Annotated in this window: 15 protein-coding genes and 2 pseudogenes; 14 read left to right on the forward strand and 3 right to left on the reverse strand. The window is 66.4% G+C overall.

The annotated features are described in order from the left end of the window. The first annotated feature begins 98 nt into the window (after positions 1-98). Complete coding sequence (locus IFT55_RS15840; RefSeq protein ID WP_192093324.1) at positions 99-1,382, forward strand: N-acetylmuramoyl-L-alanine amidase; 1,284 nt, start codon at positions 99-101, stop codon at positions 1,380-1,382. A 288-nt stretch (positions 1,383-1,670) separates the two neighbouring features. Here the strand turns inward: IFT55_RS15840 and serA are convergent, their stop codons facing one another. Together serA and IFT55_RS15850 are read right to left on the reverse strand one after the other, a co-directional pair. Further along, positions 1,671-3,248, reverse strand: a complete 1,578-nt coding sequence (gene serA, locus IFT55_RS15845) for a phosphoglycerate dehydrogenase (RefSeq protein ID WP_192093325.1) — start codon at positions 3,246-3,248, stop codon at positions 1,671-1,673. 99 nt (positions 3,249-3,347) lie between these two features. Beyond that, a complete protein-coding gene (locus IFT55_RS15850; protein WP_192093326.1) occupies positions 3,348-4,478 on the reverse strand; it encodes a phosphoserine transaminase in 1,131 nt (376 codons plus the stop codon). A 181-nt stretch (positions 4,479-4,659) separates the two neighbouring features. Between IFT55_RS15850 and IFT55_RS15855 the strand changes: the two genes are divergently transcribed. The 7 genes from IFT55_RS15855 to IFT55_RS15885 all read left to right on the forward strand — a co-directional run bounded on the left by IFT55_RS15855 (position 4,660) and on the right by IFT55_RS15885 (position 10,960). Beyond that, a complete protein-coding gene (locus IFT55_RS15855) occupies positions 4,660-5,094 on the forward strand; it encodes a response regulator (protein WP_192093327.1) in 435 nt (144 codons plus the stop codon). A 109-nt stretch (positions 5,095-5,203) separates the two neighbouring features. Then, complete coding sequence (locus IFT55_RS15860) at positions 5,204-6,562, forward strand: M48 family metalloprotease (protein ID WP_192093328.1); 1,359 nt, start codon at positions 5,204-5,206, stop codon at positions 6,560-6,562. Beyond that, entirely contained in the window at positions 6,559-7,296 is a 738-nt protein-coding gene (locus IFT55_RS15865; protein ID WP_192093329.1) for a DsbA family protein, read from the forward strand. The genes IFT55_RS15860 and IFT55_RS15865 overlap by 4 nt, the downstream gene beginning before the upstream one ends. A 30-nt stretch (positions 7,297-7,326) precedes the next feature. Then, positions 7,327-8,430 carry a membrane dipeptidase gene (locus IFT55_RS15870; protein ID WP_192093330.1) on the forward strand — a complete coding sequence of 368 codons (1,104 nt, stop codon included), beginning with the start codon at positions 7,327-7,329 and terminating at the stop codon, positions 8,428-8,430. A gap of 40 nt (positions 8,431-8,470) precedes the next feature. Continuing rightward, positions 8,471-9,406 carry an ABC transporter ATP-binding protein gene (locus IFT55_RS15875; protein ID WP_192093331.1) on the forward strand — a complete coding sequence of 312 codons (936 nt, stop codon included), beginning with the start codon at positions 8,471-8,473 and terminating at the stop codon, positions 9,404-9,406. Continuing rightward, positions 9,403-10,170 carry an ABC transporter permease gene (locus tag IFT55_RS15880; RefSeq protein WP_192093332.1) on the forward strand — a complete coding sequence of 256 codons (768 nt, stop codon included), beginning with the start codon at positions 9,403-9,405 and terminating at the stop codon, positions 10,168-10,170. The genes IFT55_RS15875 and IFT55_RS15880 overlap by 4 nt, the downstream gene beginning before the upstream one ends. 10 nt (positions 10,171-10,180) lie before the next feature. Next, on the forward strand, positions 10,181-10,960 hold the full coding sequence (locus IFT55_RS15885; protein ID WP_192093333.1) for an SDR family oxidoreductase: 780 nt from the start codon (positions 10,181-10,183) through the stop codon (positions 10,958-10,960). A 253-nt stretch (positions 10,961-11,213) separates the two neighbouring features. Here the strand turns inward: IFT55_RS15885 and IFT55_RS15890 are convergent, their stop codons facing one another. Next, entirely contained in the window at positions 11,214-13,334 is a 2,121-nt protein-coding gene (locus IFT55_RS15890; RefSeq protein ID WP_192093334.1) for an AsmA family protein, read from the reverse strand. A gap of 166 nt (positions 13,335-13,500) precedes the next feature. Here IFT55_RS15890 and rpmI point away from each other — a divergent pair, with 166 nt between their 5' ends. The 6 genes and pseudogenes from rpmI to IFT55_RS15920 all read left to right on the forward strand — a co-directional run bounded on the left by rpmI (position 13,501) and on the right by IFT55_RS15920 (position 18,935). Next, on the forward strand, positions 13,501-13,704 hold the full coding sequence (gene rpmI, locus IFT55_RS15895) for a 50S ribosomal protein L35 (RefSeq protein WP_055757212.1): 204 nt from the start codon (positions 13,501-13,503) through the stop codon (positions 13,702-13,704). A 13-nt stretch (positions 13,705-13,717) separates the two neighbouring features. After that, positions 13,718-14,095: a 50S ribosomal protein L20 gene (gene rplT, locus IFT55_RS15900; protein WP_192093335.1), complete on the forward strand. Its 378-nt coding sequence runs from the start codon at positions 13,718-13,720 to the stop codon at positions 14,093-14,095. A gap of 436 nt (positions 14,096-14,531) precedes the next feature. Further along, a pseudogene (locus IFT55_RS17255) lies at positions 14,532-15,127 on the forward strand (tRNA ligase subunit PheS family protein); the annotation flags it as partial. Between the two features lies 1 nt (position 15,128). Continuing rightward, positions 15,129-15,712 (forward strand): annotated as a pseudogene (locus tag IFT55_RS17260) (tRNA ligase subunit PheS family protein); the annotation flags it as partial. After that, positions 15,709-18,072: a phenylalanine--tRNA ligase subunit beta gene (gene pheT, locus IFT55_RS15915; RefSeq protein WP_192093336.1), complete on the forward strand. Its 2,364-nt coding sequence runs from the start codon at positions 15,709-15,711 to the stop codon at positions 18,070-18,072. The pseudogene IFT55_RS17260 and the gene pheT, both read left to right, overlap by 4 nt. Then, complete coding sequence (locus IFT55_RS15920; RefSeq protein WP_192093337.1) at positions 18,069-18,935, forward strand: aldose 1-epimerase family protein; 867 nt, start codon at positions 18,069-18,071, stop codon at positions 18,933-18,935. The genes pheT and IFT55_RS15920 overlap by 4 nt, the downstream gene beginning before the upstream one ends. The last annotated feature ends 65 nt before the right edge of the window (positions 18,936-19,000 follow it).

Below are 19,000 nucleotides of genomic sequence, written 5' to 3' on the forward strand. Positions count from 1 at the left end.
TGATTCATTGCTGTCGTTCAGCATGGGTCGAGGCAAGTTGTGCTACATGACCGTATTCGAATACTGGGCGTCGAATGCCGGGGGTGAACAGGATCGTCATGCTGGGGTGGTGGACCCGTTTCGCGAAACGCCGATGTGCGCTGGCCACGGGAGCGTTGTTCCTGCTGTCGTCGCTCTGGCTCGCGGCCACGCCGGTGGCAGCGCGTGCGGTCGCCGATATCCGCGTCGCCGACGACAGCATCGTCATCCGTTTCGATGGATCGGTCGCTACCGCCGCCACGTTTCTGATGGCGGGGCCGAACCGGATCGCGCTCGACATCGACGGCGCACGGCCCGGTACGCAGGGCCGCGCGGGCGGTATCGTCGCAGCATTGCATCAGGACGGGCGTGGCGATGCCGGTGCGCGCATCATCTTCGACCTGACGGCCCCGGCGGTCGTGACGGGCGGGCAGTTTACGGATGGCGGCCGCCGGCTGACGCTGACCCTGCGCCGCGTCGAGCCGGCGCGCTTCGTCCGCGCGACCACTGCCGGGCGAATGCGCTTCACCGCCGGAGCCACGCCGGCGGCCGTAGCGATCGTCCGGGCATCGTCGTCGGCCGCGATGCCGCGCGATCCCGGCTATCGCGTGTCGGTGCCGGTTCCGGGGGCGCGGCGGAGAGGCTCCCTTCCCCGTGTTCAGGGCGACGCCGACCGGCCCCTAGTGGTGATCGACGCCGGTCATGGCGGACACGATCCCGGCGCGATATCGCCGCATGGCGGATTGCGCGAAAAGGATCTGACGTTGCAGGCGGCGCGCGCGATCCGCGACGCGCTGCTCGATGGCGGGCGCGTTCGCGTGGCACTGACCCGCGATCGCGACGAGTTCCTCGTGCTCAAGGAACGCTATGCGATCGCGCGGCGGCTGGGCGCCAGCCTGTTCATTTCGGTCCATTGCGACAGTGCCGACAATCCCGCCGCGACCGGGGCCAGCATCTACACCCTGTCCGAAGTCGCGTCGGATCGCGAGGCCGCGCGGCTGGCGGCGCGCGAGAACAAGGCCGATATCCTCGCCGGGGTCGATCTGGGCCGGCAGAGCGCCGACATCTCGTCGATCCTGATCGACCTGACGCAGCGTGAGACGATGAACGCATCGGCCGGCTTCGCCCGGTTGCTGGGGCGCGAGGCGACGGGACTGATCCCGCTCAAGCCCAATTACCATCGCATGGCGTCGCTGATGGTGCTGAAAGCGCCCGACCTGCCGTCGATCCTGTTCGAAACCGGCTATCTGTCGAACAAGGCCGATGCCGAGCGCCTCGCCACCAACGAGGGCCGTCGCGCCATCGCGCGCAGCGTGCAGCGTGCGGTCGAGGTCCATTTCGCAAGGCGCATGGCCGGGCGTTAAGTGCTGGCCGCTATACCCGTCGATGCTGCGTAGGGACTGAGCGAAGTCGAAGGATGATCGGGTCGGATCACCCCCCGGACGATCCTGAACCATGCGGAGCATGGTTCGCCCGGTCAGTATCGAAGCACCGGCGGCGTTGTTCGATACGCCATTTCGATTTCGCTCGATGGCTACGCAGGGTGAGCGGTGCCGAAGAACAACATATTCCCGACCCCGCCGTTGATCCCGAGCGAGGTCGAGGGACGGGCCGCGAACATCAAGCCCGCGGCCCACACCCCGACCCGTTCGTCAGAACGACAGCGGCATCGCGGTCTTGACGCCCGGCAGCGCGCGGACGCTGGCGATCAGTTCGGGCGTCACCGCCTCGTCGACCGACAGCAGCACCACGGCCTCGCCACCCGCGTCGCGCCGGCCGAGATGGAAGGTGCCGATATTGACCCCCGCCTCGCCCAGCGTCGTGCCGATCCGGCCGATGAAGCCGGGCGCATCCTCGTTGACGACATACAGCATGTGGCCGGCCAGATCGGCCTCGACCTTGATGCCGAACAATTCGACCAGCCGCGGCTGCGCATTGCCGAACAACGTGCCCGCAACCGATCGCTCGCCATCGTCGGTCTTCAGGCTGACGCGAACGAGCGTGTGGTAGTCGCCCTCGCGGTCGTTGCGCACTTCGCGCACCTCGATCCCGCGCTCCTTGGCGAGGAACGGGGCGTTGACCATGTTCACCGTGTCCGACTGGACGCGCAGGAACCCGGCCAGCACCGCACCGACGATGGGCTTCTGGTTCAGTTCGGCGGCGGCACCTTCGCTATGCACCGATACGCGGGCGATCGATCCGGTGGTCAGCTGTCCGACCAGCGACCCCAGCTTTTCGGCCAGCGCCATGTACGGCTTGAGCCGCGGCGCTTCCTCTGCCGACAGCGACGGCATGTTCAGCGCGTTGGTGACGCCGCCCGATACCAGGTAATCGGCCATCTGTTCGGCGACCTGGATCGCGACGTTGACCTGCGCCTCGCTGGTCGATGCGCCCAGATGCGGGGTGGAGACGAAATTGGGGGTGCCGAACAGCGGCGATTCCTTTGCCGGCTCCTGCACGAACACGTCCAGCGCCGCACCGCCGACCTGACCCGAATCGAGCGCGGCCTTCAACGCCACCTCGTCGACCAGCCCGCCGCGCGCGCAGTTGATGATGCGCACGCCCTTCTTGGTCTTCGCGATATTCTCGGCCGACAGGATGTTGCGCGTCTGGTCGGTCAGCGGCGTGTGCAGCGTGATGAAGTCGGCGCGGGCCAGCAACTGGTCCAGTTCGACCTTTTCGACACCGATCTGCGTCGCGCGTTCGGGCGACAGGAACGGGTCGAACGCGACGACCTTCATCTTCAGCCCCTGCGCCCGGTCGGCGACGATCGAACCGATATTGCCCGCACCGATCAGACCGAGCGTCTTGCCGGTCAGCTCGACGCCCATGAAGCGGTTCTTTTCCCACTTGCCCGCCTGCGTCGAGGCGTCGGCCTCGGGCAACTGGCGTGCGAGTGCGAACATCAGGGCGATGGCGTGTTCGGCGGTGGTGATCGAATTGCCGAACGGCGTGTTCATCACGACGACGCCGGCAGCGGACGCGGCGGGGATGTCGACGTTATCCACGCCGATCCCGGCGCGCCCGACGACCTTCAGGTTCGTCGCGGCATCGAGAATCGCCTTGGTGACGCGGGTCGATGAACGGATGGCGAGGCCGTCATACTCGCCGATGATCGCGATCAGTTCCTCGGGCGTCTTGCCGGTGATCTCGTCCACCTCGACCCCGCGTTCGCGGAAGATTTGGGCGGCTTTGGGGTCCATCTTGTCGGAAATCAGTACTTTGGGCATGGTACACCTCGTCACCCCGGCGCAGGCCGGGGTCTCGTGCCGCACGGGCACGGGTCGTGGAGAAAGACCCCGGCCTTCGCTGGGGTGACGTATCTAGTTTCAGCCCGCCTTCGCGGTCGCGTAGGCCCAGTCGAGCCATGGCCCGAGCGCCTCGATATCGGCGGTGTCGACCGTCGCGCCGCACCAGATGCGCAGGCCCGCCGGGGCATCGCGATAGCCCGCGACGTCATAGGCAGCACCTTCGCGTTCCAGCAGCGCCGCCATCTTCTTGATGAGCGCTTCGTCGGCGCCCTCGACCGTCAGGCAGACACTGGTCTTCGATCGCGTCGCCGGATCGATGGCGAGATGCCCCAGCCAGTCGCGCGCTTCCACGATCGCGTCCAGCGCGGCGGCGTTCGCATCGCTACGCGCGATCAGCCCGTTTTCGCCCAGCGACTTCGCCCATTCGAGGCTGAAGATCGCGTCTTCGACCGCCAGCATCGACGGGGTGTTGATCGTCTCGCCCTTGAACACGCCTTCGGCCAGCTTGCCCTTCGACACCAGCCGGAAGACTTTCGGCAGCGGCCATGCCGGGGTGTAGCTTTCCAGCCGCTCGACCGCGCGCGGCCCGAGGATCAGGACGCCGTGCCCGCCTTCGCCGCCCAGCACCTTCTGCCAGCTGAACGTCGCGACGTCGATCTTCGCCCAGTCGATGTCATAGGCGAAGACGCCCGACGTCGCGTCGGCGAACGACAGCCCTTCGCGATCGTCGGGAATGAACCCGGCGTCCGGCACACGCACGCCGCTGGTGGTGCCGTTCCACGTGAACAGCACGTCGTGGCGCCAGTCGATGGCGGTCAGGTCGGGCAGCTGACCATAGTCGGCGCGCACGACGGTCGGGTCGATCTTTAACTGCTTGACCGCATCGGTCACCCAGCCTTCGCCGAAGCTTTCCCATGCCAGCGCGGTGACGGGCCGTGCGCCCAGCATCGTCCACATCGCCATTTCGAACGCGCCGGTATCCGAACCGGGGACGATGCCGATGCGGTGCGTGTCGGGAAGGTTGAGCAGTTCGCGCATCAGGTCGATGCAATATTGCAGCCGCTGCTTGCCGATTTTCGATCGATGCGAACGGCCGAGGCTGTCGGCGGCAAGGCGATCGGCGGACCAGCCCGGCGGCTTGGCGCAGGGACCGGACGAAAAATACGGGCGTGCAGGCTTGGTCGCCGGGGTCGGCGGAAGGTCGGTCATGTCAGTCTCTCCTCACAGAGAGCACGCGCTGCGTTGGGACAGCGTGGCCCGCCGCGGCCCCTAGACCCGTTGCACGTTCGACACAAGCGTCCGCTGCAATCCTTGTCATTTGCATCCTGCGGTGGAACCAGACGCAGATTGCATGGTTCAACGTAACCTATATCTAGATCGAAAGCGTATCATGCTTCCTCCCTCTGTTCTCATCGTCGAAGACGAAATGCTCGTCGCCACCGACCTTGAGGCGTCTTTGGAAGAAATGGGCTATCGGCCGGTCGGGATCGCACCAGACATGTCCTGCGCGATCGCATTGGCGGAACAACGCCCCGACGTAGCATTGGTCGACTGCAATCTGCGCGACGGGCTGACCGGACCACAGATCGGCCGGATGCTCGGCTGTACCTACGGCACGACGGTCGTGTTCCTGACGGCGAACCCCCGGCTGCTGGCCGAGGGTATCGAGGGAACGCTGGGCGTGGTGTCGAAACCCTGCGGGTACGAAGCGGTGGCGCGGATTGTCGATTTCGCGGTGCGGACGCGTGCAGGCGTCGTCACGACCCCGCCGATCGGCCTGAAAGTGTTCGGGGCCGCCATGATGCCGGAGGCTCTGTCGGCCTGATCGCTTCCGGCAGGCGGGGGACCGCCTTCACCGTCCATTCATCGCGGCCCGGCCACCCTTGTCCCTTCCCGCGTTGACCCGCCCGGTCCGTCTCGGCGATAAGGATTTCATGAAGCGCCTGCTCTGCGGCATCGTCGCCACCGTCCTGTTTGCCGCGCAGCCCGCCGTCGCACAGTCGATGCTGCGCGATGCGGAGACCGAGGCGCTGTTGAACGACATGGCACGCCCGATCGCCGTTTCGGCGGGGCTGGACCCACGGAATTTCAGCGTCGTGCTGTTGCAGGACAAGTCGATCAACGCCTTCGTCGCGGGCGGTCAAACCGTCTACCTGCATTCGGGGCTGATCGATGCCGCCGACGACGCGAACGAGGTACAGGGCGTCATCGCGCACGAGATCGGCCATATCGTCGGCGGGCATGTTTCGCTGGCCGGGCGCGGCATGGCACCGGCGACGGGGATCACCGTGCTCAGCCTGTTGCTGGGCGTCGCGGCGATGGCGGCGGGGGCCGGCGAAGCGGGCGCGGGCATCCTTGCCGCCGGGCAACAGGCGGCGATGGGATCGTATCTGTCGTTCAGCAGGACGCAGGAAAGTTCGGCCGACGCGGCCGGTACGCGGTTCCTGCGCGAGGCCAATATCTCGGGTCAAGGAATGCTGGACTTCTTCAAGAAGCTCCAGAACCTCGAATATCGTCTCGCGATCCCACAGGACAACAGCTACCAGCGCACCCACCCGCTAAGCGGTGAGCGCATCGCCAGCCTGACGGGCGACGTCGTGGCGTCGCCGGCGTTCCGCACCCCGACCGACCCGGCGATGGAGACACGGTTCAAGCGGGTGCAGGCCAAGCTGCGCGGCTATGTCAGCGATCCGCAGGACACGCTGCGCCGCTATCCCGCGTCGAACCAGAGCATTGAAGCGCATTACGCCCGCGCCTATGCCTACCACAAATCCGGCTATCCCGATCAGGCGGCGGCGGAAACGCTGGCGTTGGTCAAGGCGCAGCCGGACGATCCCTATTTTCTCGAACTCGAAGGGCAGATCCTGCTCGAATCGGGCAAGCCCAAGGACGCGCTGGCGGCATTGCGTGAGGCGACGGCGCGGACCCGGTCCTCGCCGCTGATCGCCGCCAGTTTCGGCCATGCGTTGATCGCCGCCGAAGACCCTGCGCTGTTGCCCGAGGCCGAACGCGTGCTGAAACAGGCGGTGGCGCGCGACAAGCAGAACCCGTTCGCATGGTATCAGCTGGCCATCCTGTACGAACGGCGCGGCGATCCGGCGCGCGTCGCGCTGTCGATGGCCGAATATGCGTCGCTGTCGGGCGACAACGGCATGGCGCTGTCCAGCGCACGCGCGGCGATGGCGCAACTGCCGCAGGGATCGTCGGACTGGGTGCGCGCACAGGACATTCAGATGACGTCGCAGACCGCCGCCGAAGAAGACCGCCGCAATCGTCGGCGGAGGGGCGAATGACGCGCCGGATCGGTTTTGCGCTGCTGCTGATCGCCGCGGCGCTGGCGGGGGCGATCGGAGCGATCGCCGTCCAGCGGTGGACCGGCGGGGACCGTGCCGCGACCGAAGTCGTGGTCCGCGACTATCTGCTCGAACACCCGGAAATCCTGCCCGAAGCCATGCAGCGGTTGCAGGCCAAGGAAGCGGGCAAGGCCGTGGCGGCGAACCGTGCCGCGATCGTCGATCCGTTCCCCGGCGCGGTCGCAGGCAACCCCGATGGCGACGTCAGTGTCGTCGCCTATCTCGACTATGCCTGTGGCTATTGCCGCGCCAGCCTGCCTGCGATCGCGGGGTTGATCGCCAGCGATCCGAACGTCCGCATCGTCTATCGCGAATTGCCGATCCTGTCGCCTGATAGCCGCAGCGCGGCGGAATGGGCACTGGCGGCCGCACGGCAGGGTCGGTTCAAGCCGTTCCACGATGCGCTGTACGCTGGCGGTCGCGTCGATGCCGATGCGATCGATCGCGCGGCACAGGCCGCCGGGCTGGACATCGCCGCCGCGCGCGTCGCGACACGCGGCGAACCGGTCACGGCCGAGATCGAACGCAACCTGAAGACCGCAAGCCTGCTGGGGTTCAGCGGAACGCCATCATGGGTAGTGGGGGATCAGGTGCTGGGCGGCGCCCAGACGCTGGCCGGGCTGCAGGCAGCGGTGGCCGAAGCACGCAAGGCAAAGGCCGCACCGACGGCATAGCTGCAGAATCGGGACAAAGGGGGGTCGGCAATGGACAGGTACTGGACACGACGTGCCGCATTGGCCGGAATGATGTCGCTGACGACCGCCGCCGTGGCCCGCCCGGTTCGAACGACGGCCGCGCCGTTCATCGATTCGCTCAGCTTCCTGCCCGACGACCTTGCCGACATCGCGCGCGCCGGGCTGGGGGCGATGATCGCCGACATATCGGAAGTCGAGGAAGTCCGCGATGCGGCCGGCGTGCCGCGATATCTGCGCGGATACCGCGTCAGCGAGGCGGCATTGACGCGGGCGGTGGCGCGGCTGGCCGCATCGCCCCATGCCTATGTCGCGCTGAAGGGCAGCGATATCGGGTCGCGACCGGGCTGCGCCACCTTCTTGCAATTCCAGTCGACCGAAATGATCGAACGCGACCTGTCGCGGATCGCCCGGTTCCATGCCGGTGGGCTGCGCGTGTTGCAGTTCACGCACCATAACGACAATCCGTTCGCGGGTGGCGCGTTGCAGCCGGTGCAGACCGGCCTGACCCCGCTGGGCATCGACGGGCTGGCGGAGATGAACCGGCTGCGCATCCTGCCCGACGTCAGCCATGGGTCCGACGCCACGATGCGCGAGGCCGCGCGCCGTTCGACCACGCCGATCGCGCTCAGCCACGGTGCGGCACGGGCGATCGTGAACCACCCGCGCTGCGCGCCCGACGACGTCATCCGCGCGATCGCCGAACGCGGCGGGGTGATGGGCGTGTTCATGATGAGCTTCTGGCTGACCCGGAAGCGGGTGCCGACCGTCGCCGACTATGTCGCCAATATCCGCCACGTCGTGCGGGTCGGCGGGATCGATGCGGTCGGCGTGGCGAACGACTTTCCGATGGCGGGGCAGGCTAATCTGGTGAAGCTGGACAACGACAACGCCAAAGGGGTCGGCGAGTATCTGGCGTGGTGGCGCGCGATGCGGTCGCAGGGGATCGCCGGGTTCGACTGGACCCCCGAACATGTCGTCATTCCCGCATTGAACCGCATCGACCGGATGCAGCGCATCGCCGACGCGCTGCGCGCCGACCGATTCCGCGCGCGTGAGGTCGACGCGATCATGGGCGGCAATTGGCGTCGATTGCTGACCAACGTTCTGGGATAGCGCCTTTCCCCTGTCGTCAAACCATGGGACAAGCGTTGTCATGGACCCCATTCTATCGATCCGCGGCGTCGCCAAGACCTACAAGTCGGGCACGACCGCATTGTCCCCCACCGACCTCGATATCGCGAAGGGTGAGATCTTCGCACTGCTCGGCCCCAATGGCGCGGGCAAGACGACCCTCATCAGCATCGTGTGCGGGATCGTCGTGCCGTCCGCCGGCACGATCACCGCCGCCGGATACGACACGGTACGTGATTACCGCCAGACGCGGATGCGCATCGGGCTGGTGCCGCAGGAATTGCTGACCGACGCGTTCGAAAGTGTGCAGGCCACCGTGAATTTCTCGCGTCGGCTGTTCGGCAAGCATGCCGATCCGGCGTTCGTCGAGAAACTGCTGCGCGACCTGTCGCTATGGGACAAGCGCACCGCCAAGATCCAGGAACTGTCGGGCGGCATGAAGCGCCGGGTGATGATCGCAAAGGCGCTGTCACATGAACCCGACATCCTGTTCCTCGACGAACCGACCGCCGGGGTCGACGTGGAGTTGCGCCGCGACATGTGGCGGTTGGTCCACGAACTGCGCGCGCGCGGCGTCACCATCATCCTGACGACGCATTATATCGAGGAAGCGGAGGAAATGGCGGATCGCGTCGGCGTGATCGCGAAGGGCAAGCTGATCCTCGTCGAGGAGAAACAGGCGCTGATGCGCAAGCTGGGCCGCAAGACGATGACGCTGACGCTGGCCGAACCGCTCGATGCAGTGCCGGCAGCGCTGGCGGAATGGAACCTGTCGCTGGCCGACGAAGGTCATATGCTGGCGTATGAATTCGACGCTACGGCCGAGGATAACGGCGTGCGCGCGCTGCTGCGCGCGGTCGACGATGCGCATATCGGGTGGAAGGACGTATCCACCCGCCAGTCGAGCCTTGAGGATATCTTCGTCGGGCTGGTTCATGAACAGGAGGGCCGGGCATGACGTTCAACTGGCACGGCGTGCTCGCCATCTATCGGTTCGAACTGGCGCGGTTCGGGCGCACGATCTGGACGTCGCTGCTGACCCCGGTCATCACCACGTCGCTGTATTTCGTTGTGTTCGGATCGGCGATCGGCAGCCGCATGACCGAAGTGTCGGGCGTGCCGTACGGTGCGTTCATCGTGCCGGGGCTGATGATGCTGACGATGTTCACCGAAAGCATCTTCAACGCCAGCTTCGGCATCTTCATGCCGAAATGGTCGGGCACGATCTACGAACTGCTGTCCGCGCCGGTATCGACGTTCGAAACATTGGTCGGCTATGTCGGCGCGGCGGCGACCAAATCGGTGATCGTCGGCCTGGTCATCTTCGCGACCGCGCACCTGTTCGTCGACCTGCACATCGCGCATCCGTTCTGGATGGTCGCGTTCCTGTTGCTGGTGGCGGTCACCTTCTGCCTGTTCGGGTTCATCCTCGGGCTGTGGGCCAAGGGGTTTGAACAGTTGCAGGTCGTGCCGCTGCTGGTCGTGACGCCGCTGACATTTCTGGGCGGGGCGTTCTATTCGATCGACATGCTGCCCGGCGCATGGCGCACGATCAGCCTGTTCAACCCGGTCGTCTATCTCATCAGCGGGTTTCGCTGGACGTTTTTCGGCATTGGCGACGTGCCGGTGGCGGCCAGCCTTGCCGCGACCTTCGGGTTCCTGTGTGTTTGTCTGATCGTGATCGCAGCGATCTTCCGCACCGGATGGCGGTTGAAGAATTAGGAGCAACGACATGGATCTGGGAATCAGGAGCCGCCGGGCGATCGTCTGTGCATCCAGTGCCGGGCTTGGCCGGGCCTGCGCACTGGAACTGGCGCGCGCGGGCGTGGACGTGTGGATCAACGGCCGCGATGCCGCGAAGCTTGCCGCTACGGCTGCGGCGATCCGTGCGGAGACGGGCGTCACGGTGACCGAGGTCGTCGCCGACCTGTCGACCGATGCGGGCCGCGCGGCGTTGCTGGCCGCGTGTCCCGATCCCGATATCCTCGTCAACAACAATGGCGGCCCGCCGGTGCGGCCCTATACCGACCTCGACGCCGATGGCATCCGCGCCGGGCTGGAGGCGAATTTCGTGACCCCCGCGCTGCTGCTTCAGGCAGTGTTGCCCGGCATGGTCGAACGCGGCTTCGGCCGGGTGGTCAATATCACCTCCGGGTCGGTCAAGATGCCGCTGCCCGGACTCGACCTGTCCAGCGGCGCGCGTGCCGGGCTGACGGGCTTCGTCGCCGGTATTGCGCGACAGGTCGCCCATGCCGGCGTGACGATCAATGCGCTGCTCCCCGGATCGTTCGACACCGCGCGCATCGCATCGATGACGCAGGCGGCGGCAGACAGGAACGGCACGACGCAGGAGGAAGAACGCGCAAAACGCGCCGCGTCGATCCCGGCGGGCCGGATCGGCGACCCGGCCGAATTCGGTGCGACCTGCGCGTTCCTGTGTTCGGACAAGGCAGGGTTCATTACCGGACAGAGCCTGTTGATCGACGGGGGTGTGTTTCCCGGGATCATGTGATCTGAGGACTTTGGAAGAAGGTGGGTCACGCGAAGGCGCGAAGGCGCAAAGAGAGGGTGGCCCACCAATCGTCCCGCGCAAGCGAGACCGCCCTGTAGAGGCCAACCACGCAGGGCCAAGCCGCCGGCGCGGCAATGCTGTCTGAAAAGTCCACCTCTCTGCGCCTCCGCACGAACCGATCTTCTGTTTCCTCCTCGCGCCTTCGCGCCTTCGCGTGAAAGACCTCACACGAAACACACCCAACCACCCGCGGTCAGAAGATCCCGAGGAACCGCTTGCGCTGCGTCTTACGCTCGCCCTTGTTCGTACGGCCATCCTCAGCCTTGGCAGTCGTTCCGCGACCGACATCGTTCCGCGCTTCGCCACCCTTGGTCCGCTGCGCCCGTGCCGTCGCGCCTGCTAGTATCGGACCGCAAGCCGCGCCCTTGGCATCGCCCGGATCGACGAACGCCAGCACGCCCGCGACCGGCGTTGCGACCAACGCAAGGCCGAGCGCGGCACCCGCGCGCCCGACCAATTCGGGGCTGACAACCGAATAGGATGGCGCGGCAAAGTAACCGCCGACCCCGACCGGCGACTGTCCGGCCAGCAGTGAGAAGCGCTTGGAATCGGCACGAAACGCGAGGTCGATCGACTCGTTGCGGAAACTGAACCCGCCGCGCCCGATCATCACGTTCTTCTGCGTGTCGATCAGGATCGGGTCGGCAGCGGCCACACCACGGCGGACGGTGAAGCCGATCAACCCGCAATTGATCCGCACCGGTTCCTTCAACCGCCCTTCGAACATCTTCTGCGCGAAGGTGCCGAGGTCGAGTTCGGACAACTGGACGTTGCGCGTCCAGAAGCTGCCGGCGGGGAGGATCACTGCGATCCGGCCATCGGCGGACCCGAGCGACGCCTGCACCGTATCGCCGGTTCCCGTCAGCCGGACCCGTGCCTTCACCGTGCCGCTGGTCCCGGCCTCCTCGACCCCCCATCCCGCCAGCAACTGCCCCATCGGCGTTGGCGACAGCCGAATGTCATAGTCGGTGACGGCGGGGCGTTTGCGTGCGTCGATGACGATATCCGACGCGACATTGCCCCGTGCCATCGCGAAGGTCAGCGGCGACAGTTTCAGCAGCCGGTCGTTCAGATCGAGCGTCAGGTCGACGTCCGATACCGGCAGGCTGCGCGCGCGGACCGTGCCGACCTTGTACCGGACCTTCGCGTCGAAATTGCGGAGCGCCTCGACGTTCAGCTGCGCATCGGGCAGCATCCGCGGGCGGCCCCCTTCGCGCTCGATCAAGCCTGCCGCGCCCTGTGCCTCGACGCGTTCGAGGTCGTATCCGACGAACGCCGACACATCGACGATATCCAGCGTCCGCGTCGTCAGGTCGGCGGTCAGCAACAGCCGGGGTTCCCGCTGCGTCACCGTCAGGCTGCCGGCCAGATCGCTCTGTCCGAACGTTCCGCGCAGCCGCGTGAACTTCCAGTCGGCGTCGTCCTTGGTCATCCGCCCGGTCAGGCGATAGGTGCGCGTATCGGGCGTCGCGATGCCGAGCACCGCGAACAGTTCCGCGATATTCCGCCCGCGCAGCCGCAGTGCGAGGTCAGCGCCGTCGAGTTGGGTCGGACCGGGCAGCGTCCCAGTAACGTCGGCGACCGAGCGCGCGACCTCGATCCGTGCGGTCAGGCGGTTCTGTCCGCCCTTGATCGTGGCGTTGGGCGATTGCAGCGCGCCAGCCACCCGGAACAACCGCGCCCGAACCGTACCACGACCGGTGAAGCGGATGGCGCTGTCGAATCGGGTGTCGCTGGTTTCCACCGTTTGCAACGCGAGACGCGCGTCGAGCACGAATTGCGGATCGCGGTATCGAATCTGCGTATCGCGGAAGCGTCCCGCGCGCACGACGGGCAGTTCGAGCTTCTTTCCCTTCATGCCCGGCTCGCCAAAGGTCCAGCTGTTCCGTCGCCGTGCCGCATCCCAACGTAGATCGGCGCGCGCGCCGTGAAGTTCGAGCCAGTTGACCCGCCGCCGCCCGAACAGAAAGGTCAGCGTCGCGACCGAACTGTCGATCCGTCCGGCTTCGAACAGATTGCCGCCGCCCGCCCATGCCGGGTTGGATACCGACAATCCCTCTGCGTAGAATTTCAGATTGATCGGATTGAAATAGAACTGGAAATCGCCCGCGACGCGCACCGTACGTCCGCTTTGCGACGATGCGATCCGTTCGAACGTTCCTTTCAGGAACCGCCCTTTCGTAACGAACAGGACAAGCCACGCAAGCAACAGCGCGGCAAGGACTCCGCCGAGTACCCGGAGCGCAATCTTGCGCCAGTCGCGTCGCTGACGGTTCGGCCCAACACTATCGATCGTCGACGGAACTTCGGCCATTTCACCACAACCGTTCGCATGCCCGACGGGTTCCGGCACGCTGCGGCGGTTGCGTTCGCGGCACGCATGGGTTAGGGGCGCGCTCTTTCCACGACCTTTCGGGATTCGCCCGGCCATCTGGGGCTGCCGCGGCAATCCGCACGTCGTGATTTACGAGGAGACCAAAATGCCCAAGCTCAAGACCAAGAGCGGCGTTAAGAAGCGCTTCAAGCTCACCGCCACCGGCAAGATCAAGCACGGTGTCGCGGGCAAGCGCCACCGCCTAATTTCGCACAACGCCAAGTACATCCGCCAGAATCGCGGTACTTCGGTACTGGCCGACGCCGACACTGCCCGTGTCAAGGCGTGGGCGCCCTACGGCCTTCGTTAAGGAGTACTGAAACATGGCACGCATCAAGCGCGGTACGACCACGAAGGCGAAGCACAAGCGGATTTTGGATCTGGCGAAGGGCTATTATGGCCGTCGCAAGAACACGATCCGCATCGCACGCCAGGCCGTCGAAAAGGCCGGCCAGTACGCCTATCGCGATCGCAAGGTGAAGAAGCGGACCTTCCGTGGCCTGTGGATCCAGCGCATCAACGCTGGTGTCCGGGCGGAAGGCATTACCTATTCGCAGTTCATGCACGGCTGCAAGCTGGCGGGCATCGAACTGGACCGGAAGGTCCTGGCCGACATCGCAATGCACGAGGAAGCCGCCTTCAAGGCGATCGTCGCGCAGGCAAAGGCGGCCCTGCCGGAACAGGCTGCCGTCGCCGCATAACGCGTACGATAGCCGTTCAGGGTTCGAAACGCCGGCGGGGCAACCCGCCGGCGTTTTTCGTTGGTTGGCCCCCGTGCGACCGCAACCTGCCCTGCTCGTCATTCCGGCGAAGTCGCATGATGGACCGGGCGGATCCGCGCTCTTCGCGAACCCTGCGCCTACGCGTTGGCGAACCTGCACCATGACACGCTCTGGCAGTGGCGTCCGGCGCACTCATCGGAACCGCGCCGCCCTCACCGAACGCTTCGCTACCCCCGCCTTTCCGCTGCGAAAAGCAGATCAAGGATTGGCGTCGCAACAGCAAATCACGTTGGTCGTGCCAGTCACTTCCCACTGGTCCGACGTCGCCTCGGGGCTAGGCTTCGCGTCGCATACGCAATACAGCGACCAGCATACCTGACGTCCTGGAGCCGATGTGACCCCCGATCTCGACCAATTGCGCGCCGATCTGCTCGCCGCCATCGATGCATCTTCGGGCATCGATGCGCTGGAGGCGGTGCGTGTCCATGCGCTGGGCAAGCAAGGTGCCGTCACCGGCCTGCTCAAGACGCTGGGCGGCCTGTCGCCCGACGAGCGGCAGACGGTGGCTCCGCGCATCCATGCGTTGCGCGAAGCGGTGTCGGACGCGATCGGGACGCGCAAGGCCGATCTGGAGGCGCGCGTGCTGGCCGCGAAGCTGGCGTCGGAACGCGTCGACCTGACCCTGCCCGCCGACCCCGTCCTGTCTGGCGGCGTGCATCCGGTGTCGCAGGTGCTGGACGAACTGGCGGAAATTTTCGCCGATCTGGGCTTCGCCGTCGCGACCGGGCCGGAGATCGAGGACGACTGGCATAATTTCACCGCGCTCAACATTCCCGAAACGCACCCGGCCCGCGCGATGCACGACACGTTCTACGCGCAGCGCCGAAGCCCGCAGGGCGAGGAAACCGCAAGCGCTGCCGGCGCTGCCCCGGCAGCGTCCGACGACGGTGGCTTTGCCACCGGCGGCCCTGCCTCGGCCCCCGCCGGGCAAAGCCCGTCGCCGTCGGGCGGNTGCTCCGAACCCACACCTCGCCGGTCCAGATTCGCACGATGATGGCGCAAAAGCCGCCGATCCGGATCATCGCGCCCGGACGGGTCTATCGTTCCGATTCGGATGCCACCCACACCCCGATGTTCCACCAGATCGAAGGACTGGTGATCGATCGCGGTATCCATATGGGGCATCTGAAATGGACGCTGGAAACGTTCCTGAAAGCCTATTTCGAACGTGACGACATCGTCCTGCGGCTGCGCCCCAGCTATTTCCCGTTCACCGAACCGTCGGCAGAAGTCGATGTCGGCTATACGCTTGAAAAGGGGCGGCGCGTCGTCGGCGGCGATCCGGCCAAGGGCAATGGCGGCTGGATGGAAGTGCTGGGCAGCGGCATGGTGCATCCAAAGGTCATTGCCGCGTGCGGGCTGGACCCCGATGAGTGGCAGGGTTTCGCATTCGGCACCGGTGTCGACCGGCTGGCGATGCTGAAATACGGGATGGACGATCTGCGTCCGTTCTTCGACGGCGATCTGCGCTGGCTGAAACATTACGGGTTCGCCGCGCTCGACGTACCCACGCTGTCGGGAGGAGTCGGCGCATGAAGTTCACCCTGTCATGGCTGTACGACCATCTGGACACCGACGCCGCACTGAACGCGATCGTCGAAGGGCTGACGCGGATCGGCTTGGAGGTCGAAGGCGTGGAAAATCCGGGCGACAAGCTCGCCGCGTTCCGCATCGCGCGGGTGCTAAGCGCTGAGCGTCATCCGCAGGCGGACAAGCTGCAGGTGCTGTCGGTCGATGCGGGCGACGGCCCGTTGCAGGTCGTGTGCGGCGCGCCGAATGCCCGCGCCGGGCTGGTCGGCGTGTTCGGCATGCCTGGCGCGGTAGTGCCGGCCAACGGCATGGTGCTGAAGGTCGCGGCGATCCGCGGCGTCGAATCGAACGGCATGATGTGTTCGACGCGCGAGTTGGAACTGGGCGAGGATCACGACGGCATCATCGAACTGCCCGACGACGCGCCGGTCGGCACCCCCTTCCCCGCCTATGCGGGGCTGGACGATCCGGTGATCGATGTCGCGATCACGCCCAACCGACAGGATTGCATGGGCGTGCGCGGGATCGCGCGCGATCTGGCGGCCGCCGGTCTGGGTACGCTCCGCCCGCTCGCCGCGTCGCCGGTCGTGGGCGAGGGTGCCGGTCCCGACGTTCGGATCGAGGATGCGGCCGGCTGTCCGGCGTTCCATGCGCAGGCGGTGCGCGGGCTGACCAATGGCGAATCGCCCGAATGGATGCGGCGGCGGCTGACCGCGATCGGGCAGAAGCCGATCTCGACGCTGGTCGACATCACCAATTACGTGATGTTCGACCTTGGTCGTCCGCTGCACGTCTATGACATGGCGACGCTCGACGGCGGTCTGGTCGCGCGCCGCGCGACGGCGGGCGAACAGGTCGTCGCGCTGAACGGTAAGACCTATACGCTGGATGGCGGAGAGACGGTGATCGCCGATGCGTCGGCGGTCCACGATATCGGCGGCATCATGGGTGGCGAGCATTCGGGCGTGTCGGAAGCGACGACCGACGTGCTGATCGAATGCGCCTATTTCACCCCCGAAGCGATCGCGCGGACCGGCCAGAAACTGGCGTTGACCAGCGATGCGCGTCAGCGGTTCGAACGCGGCGTCGATCCTGCATTCCTCGACGACGGCCTTGCCATCGCCGCGCGCTATGTCCTCGACCTGTGCGGCGGCACCGCCGGCAGCGTGACGCGCGCCGGGGCAGCGCCGGTCGAACAGCGCAGCATCGCCTATGATCCCGCACGGGCAGCGACGCTGGGCGGGCTGGACGTTCCGGTGGAACGCCAGCGCGATATTCTGGAACGGCTGGGCTTCATGGTCGGCGACGACTGGCGGGTGACCGTCCCGACATGGCGGCGCGACATCGACGGCACCGCCGATCTGGTCGAGGAAGTGATCCGTATCGAAGGGCTGGACAACGTGCCCTCGACGCCGCTCGCCCGTCCGGCCGGCGTGGCGCGACCGACCGCGACGCCCGAACAGAAGCTGGAGCGTCGCCTGCGCCGCGCGGCGGCCGCACGCGGACTGGCGGAGGCGATCACGTGGAGCTTCATCGCCGAGGACGAGGCCGCACCGTTCGGCGGCGGCGCGTGGGAGGTGGTGAACCCGATCGCCAGCGACATGCGCGTGATGCGTCCGTCATTGTTGCCCGGATTGCTGAGTGCCGCCGCGCGCAACCTGAAGCGCGGTCAGTCCAGCGTGCGGCTGTTCGAGATCGGGCGGCGCTATCTGGCCGAGGGCGAGCGGGCGACGCTGGGCATCGTGCTGGCCGGTGATCGCAGCACGCGCCACTGGCGCAGCGGCCGGGCGCAGGGCTTCGACGCGTTCGATGCGAAGGGCGAATTGCTGGCGCTGCTCGAAGCGGTCGGTGCACCGGTCGCCAATCTTCAGGTGATGGACGGCGCGGGCGACGTGTTCCATCCGGGCCAGTCGGCGACGCTGCGGCTGGGGCCGAAGACGGTGCTGGCCAGCTTCGGTACGCTGCACCCGACGATCGCCAAGGCGTTCGACCTGCCCGCGACCACCGTTGCCGCCGAACTCTATGTCGACGCGCTGCCGGCCAAGCGGGGCAGCGGGTTCATGCGGCCTGCCTTCGCCCCGCCGGCCTTGCAGGCGGTGACGCGCGACTTCGCGTTCATGGTCGCCGATACGGTGCCGGGGGACCAGCTGGTGCGGGCGGTGCGCGGGGCGGACAAGGCGGCGATCGTCGATGCGCGGCTGTTCGACGTGTTCACCGGCACCGGGGTCGAACCCGGCTACCGCAGCCTTGCGGTCGAAATCACGCTGCAACCGACCGCCAAGAGCTTCACCGATGCCGAACTAAAGGCGGTGTCGGACAAGGTCGTGGCGGCGGCGGCAAAGCTGGGCGCGAGCCTGCGCGGATGATCGAGCTTCGCAACGCGCGACTGACCGCACGGATCGCACCGCTTGGGGCCGAACTGGTGTCGCTGATGGATGCCGATGGTCGCGAACTGATGACCGACGCCGATCCGGCGTTCTGGACCGGGCACGCACCGATTCTGTTCCCGATCGTGGGACGGTTGCAGGACGACGCGTACCGCGTCGGCGGTGCGACCTATCGCCTGCCGCAACATGGCTTCGCCCGCCGGCGGACCTTCGAGAAGGTTGCGCAAGACGACGCTTCGGTAACGTTCGAACTGACCGACGATGCCGAAACGCGCGCGGTCTATCCGTTCGCGTTCGTGCTTCACGTGGAACATCGGCTGGGCCACGCGACGTTGACGACCAGCGTGACCGTCTCGAATCGCGGAACCGGCGACCTGCCTGCCGGCGTCGGTTTCCATCCGGCCTATGCGTGGCCGTTGCCCTATGGCCGCGACCGTGCGGCGCATGCGATCGTTTTCGAGGACGTCGAATGCGACAATATCGCCACGATAGCCGCGAACGGCACCATCGCGGCGCAGGGGCGGCTCAGCCCGCTCGACGGACGTACCCTGCCGCTCACCGACGCATTGTTCGCGCACGACGCGTTGGTATGGGATCCGGTCGTCAGCCGGTCGGTCCGATATGGTGCGCCGGACGGCCCACAATTGCGGGTCGACTATCCCGGCCTGCCCAAGCTGGGCATCTGGAGCAAGCCCGGTGCGCGGTTCGTGTGTATCGAACCATGGGCCGGGATCGCCGACCCGGAGGGGTTTGCCGGGGATATCTTTGACAAACCGGGCATCCATCGGATCGCGCCGGGCGAATCGCGGCGATTTGCGATGTCGGTGACGCTGGAGACATAGCCCCGACCCGCCGCTGGCAGGGACGGTACGGGCCACGTCACGGACCGGAACGTCCTTGACGATTG

This window comes from Sphingomonas sp. CFBP 13720, from assembly GCF_014842075.1.
Lineage (GTDB): Bacteria > Pseudomonadota > Alphaproteobacteria > Sphingomonadales > Sphingomonadaceae > Sphingomonas.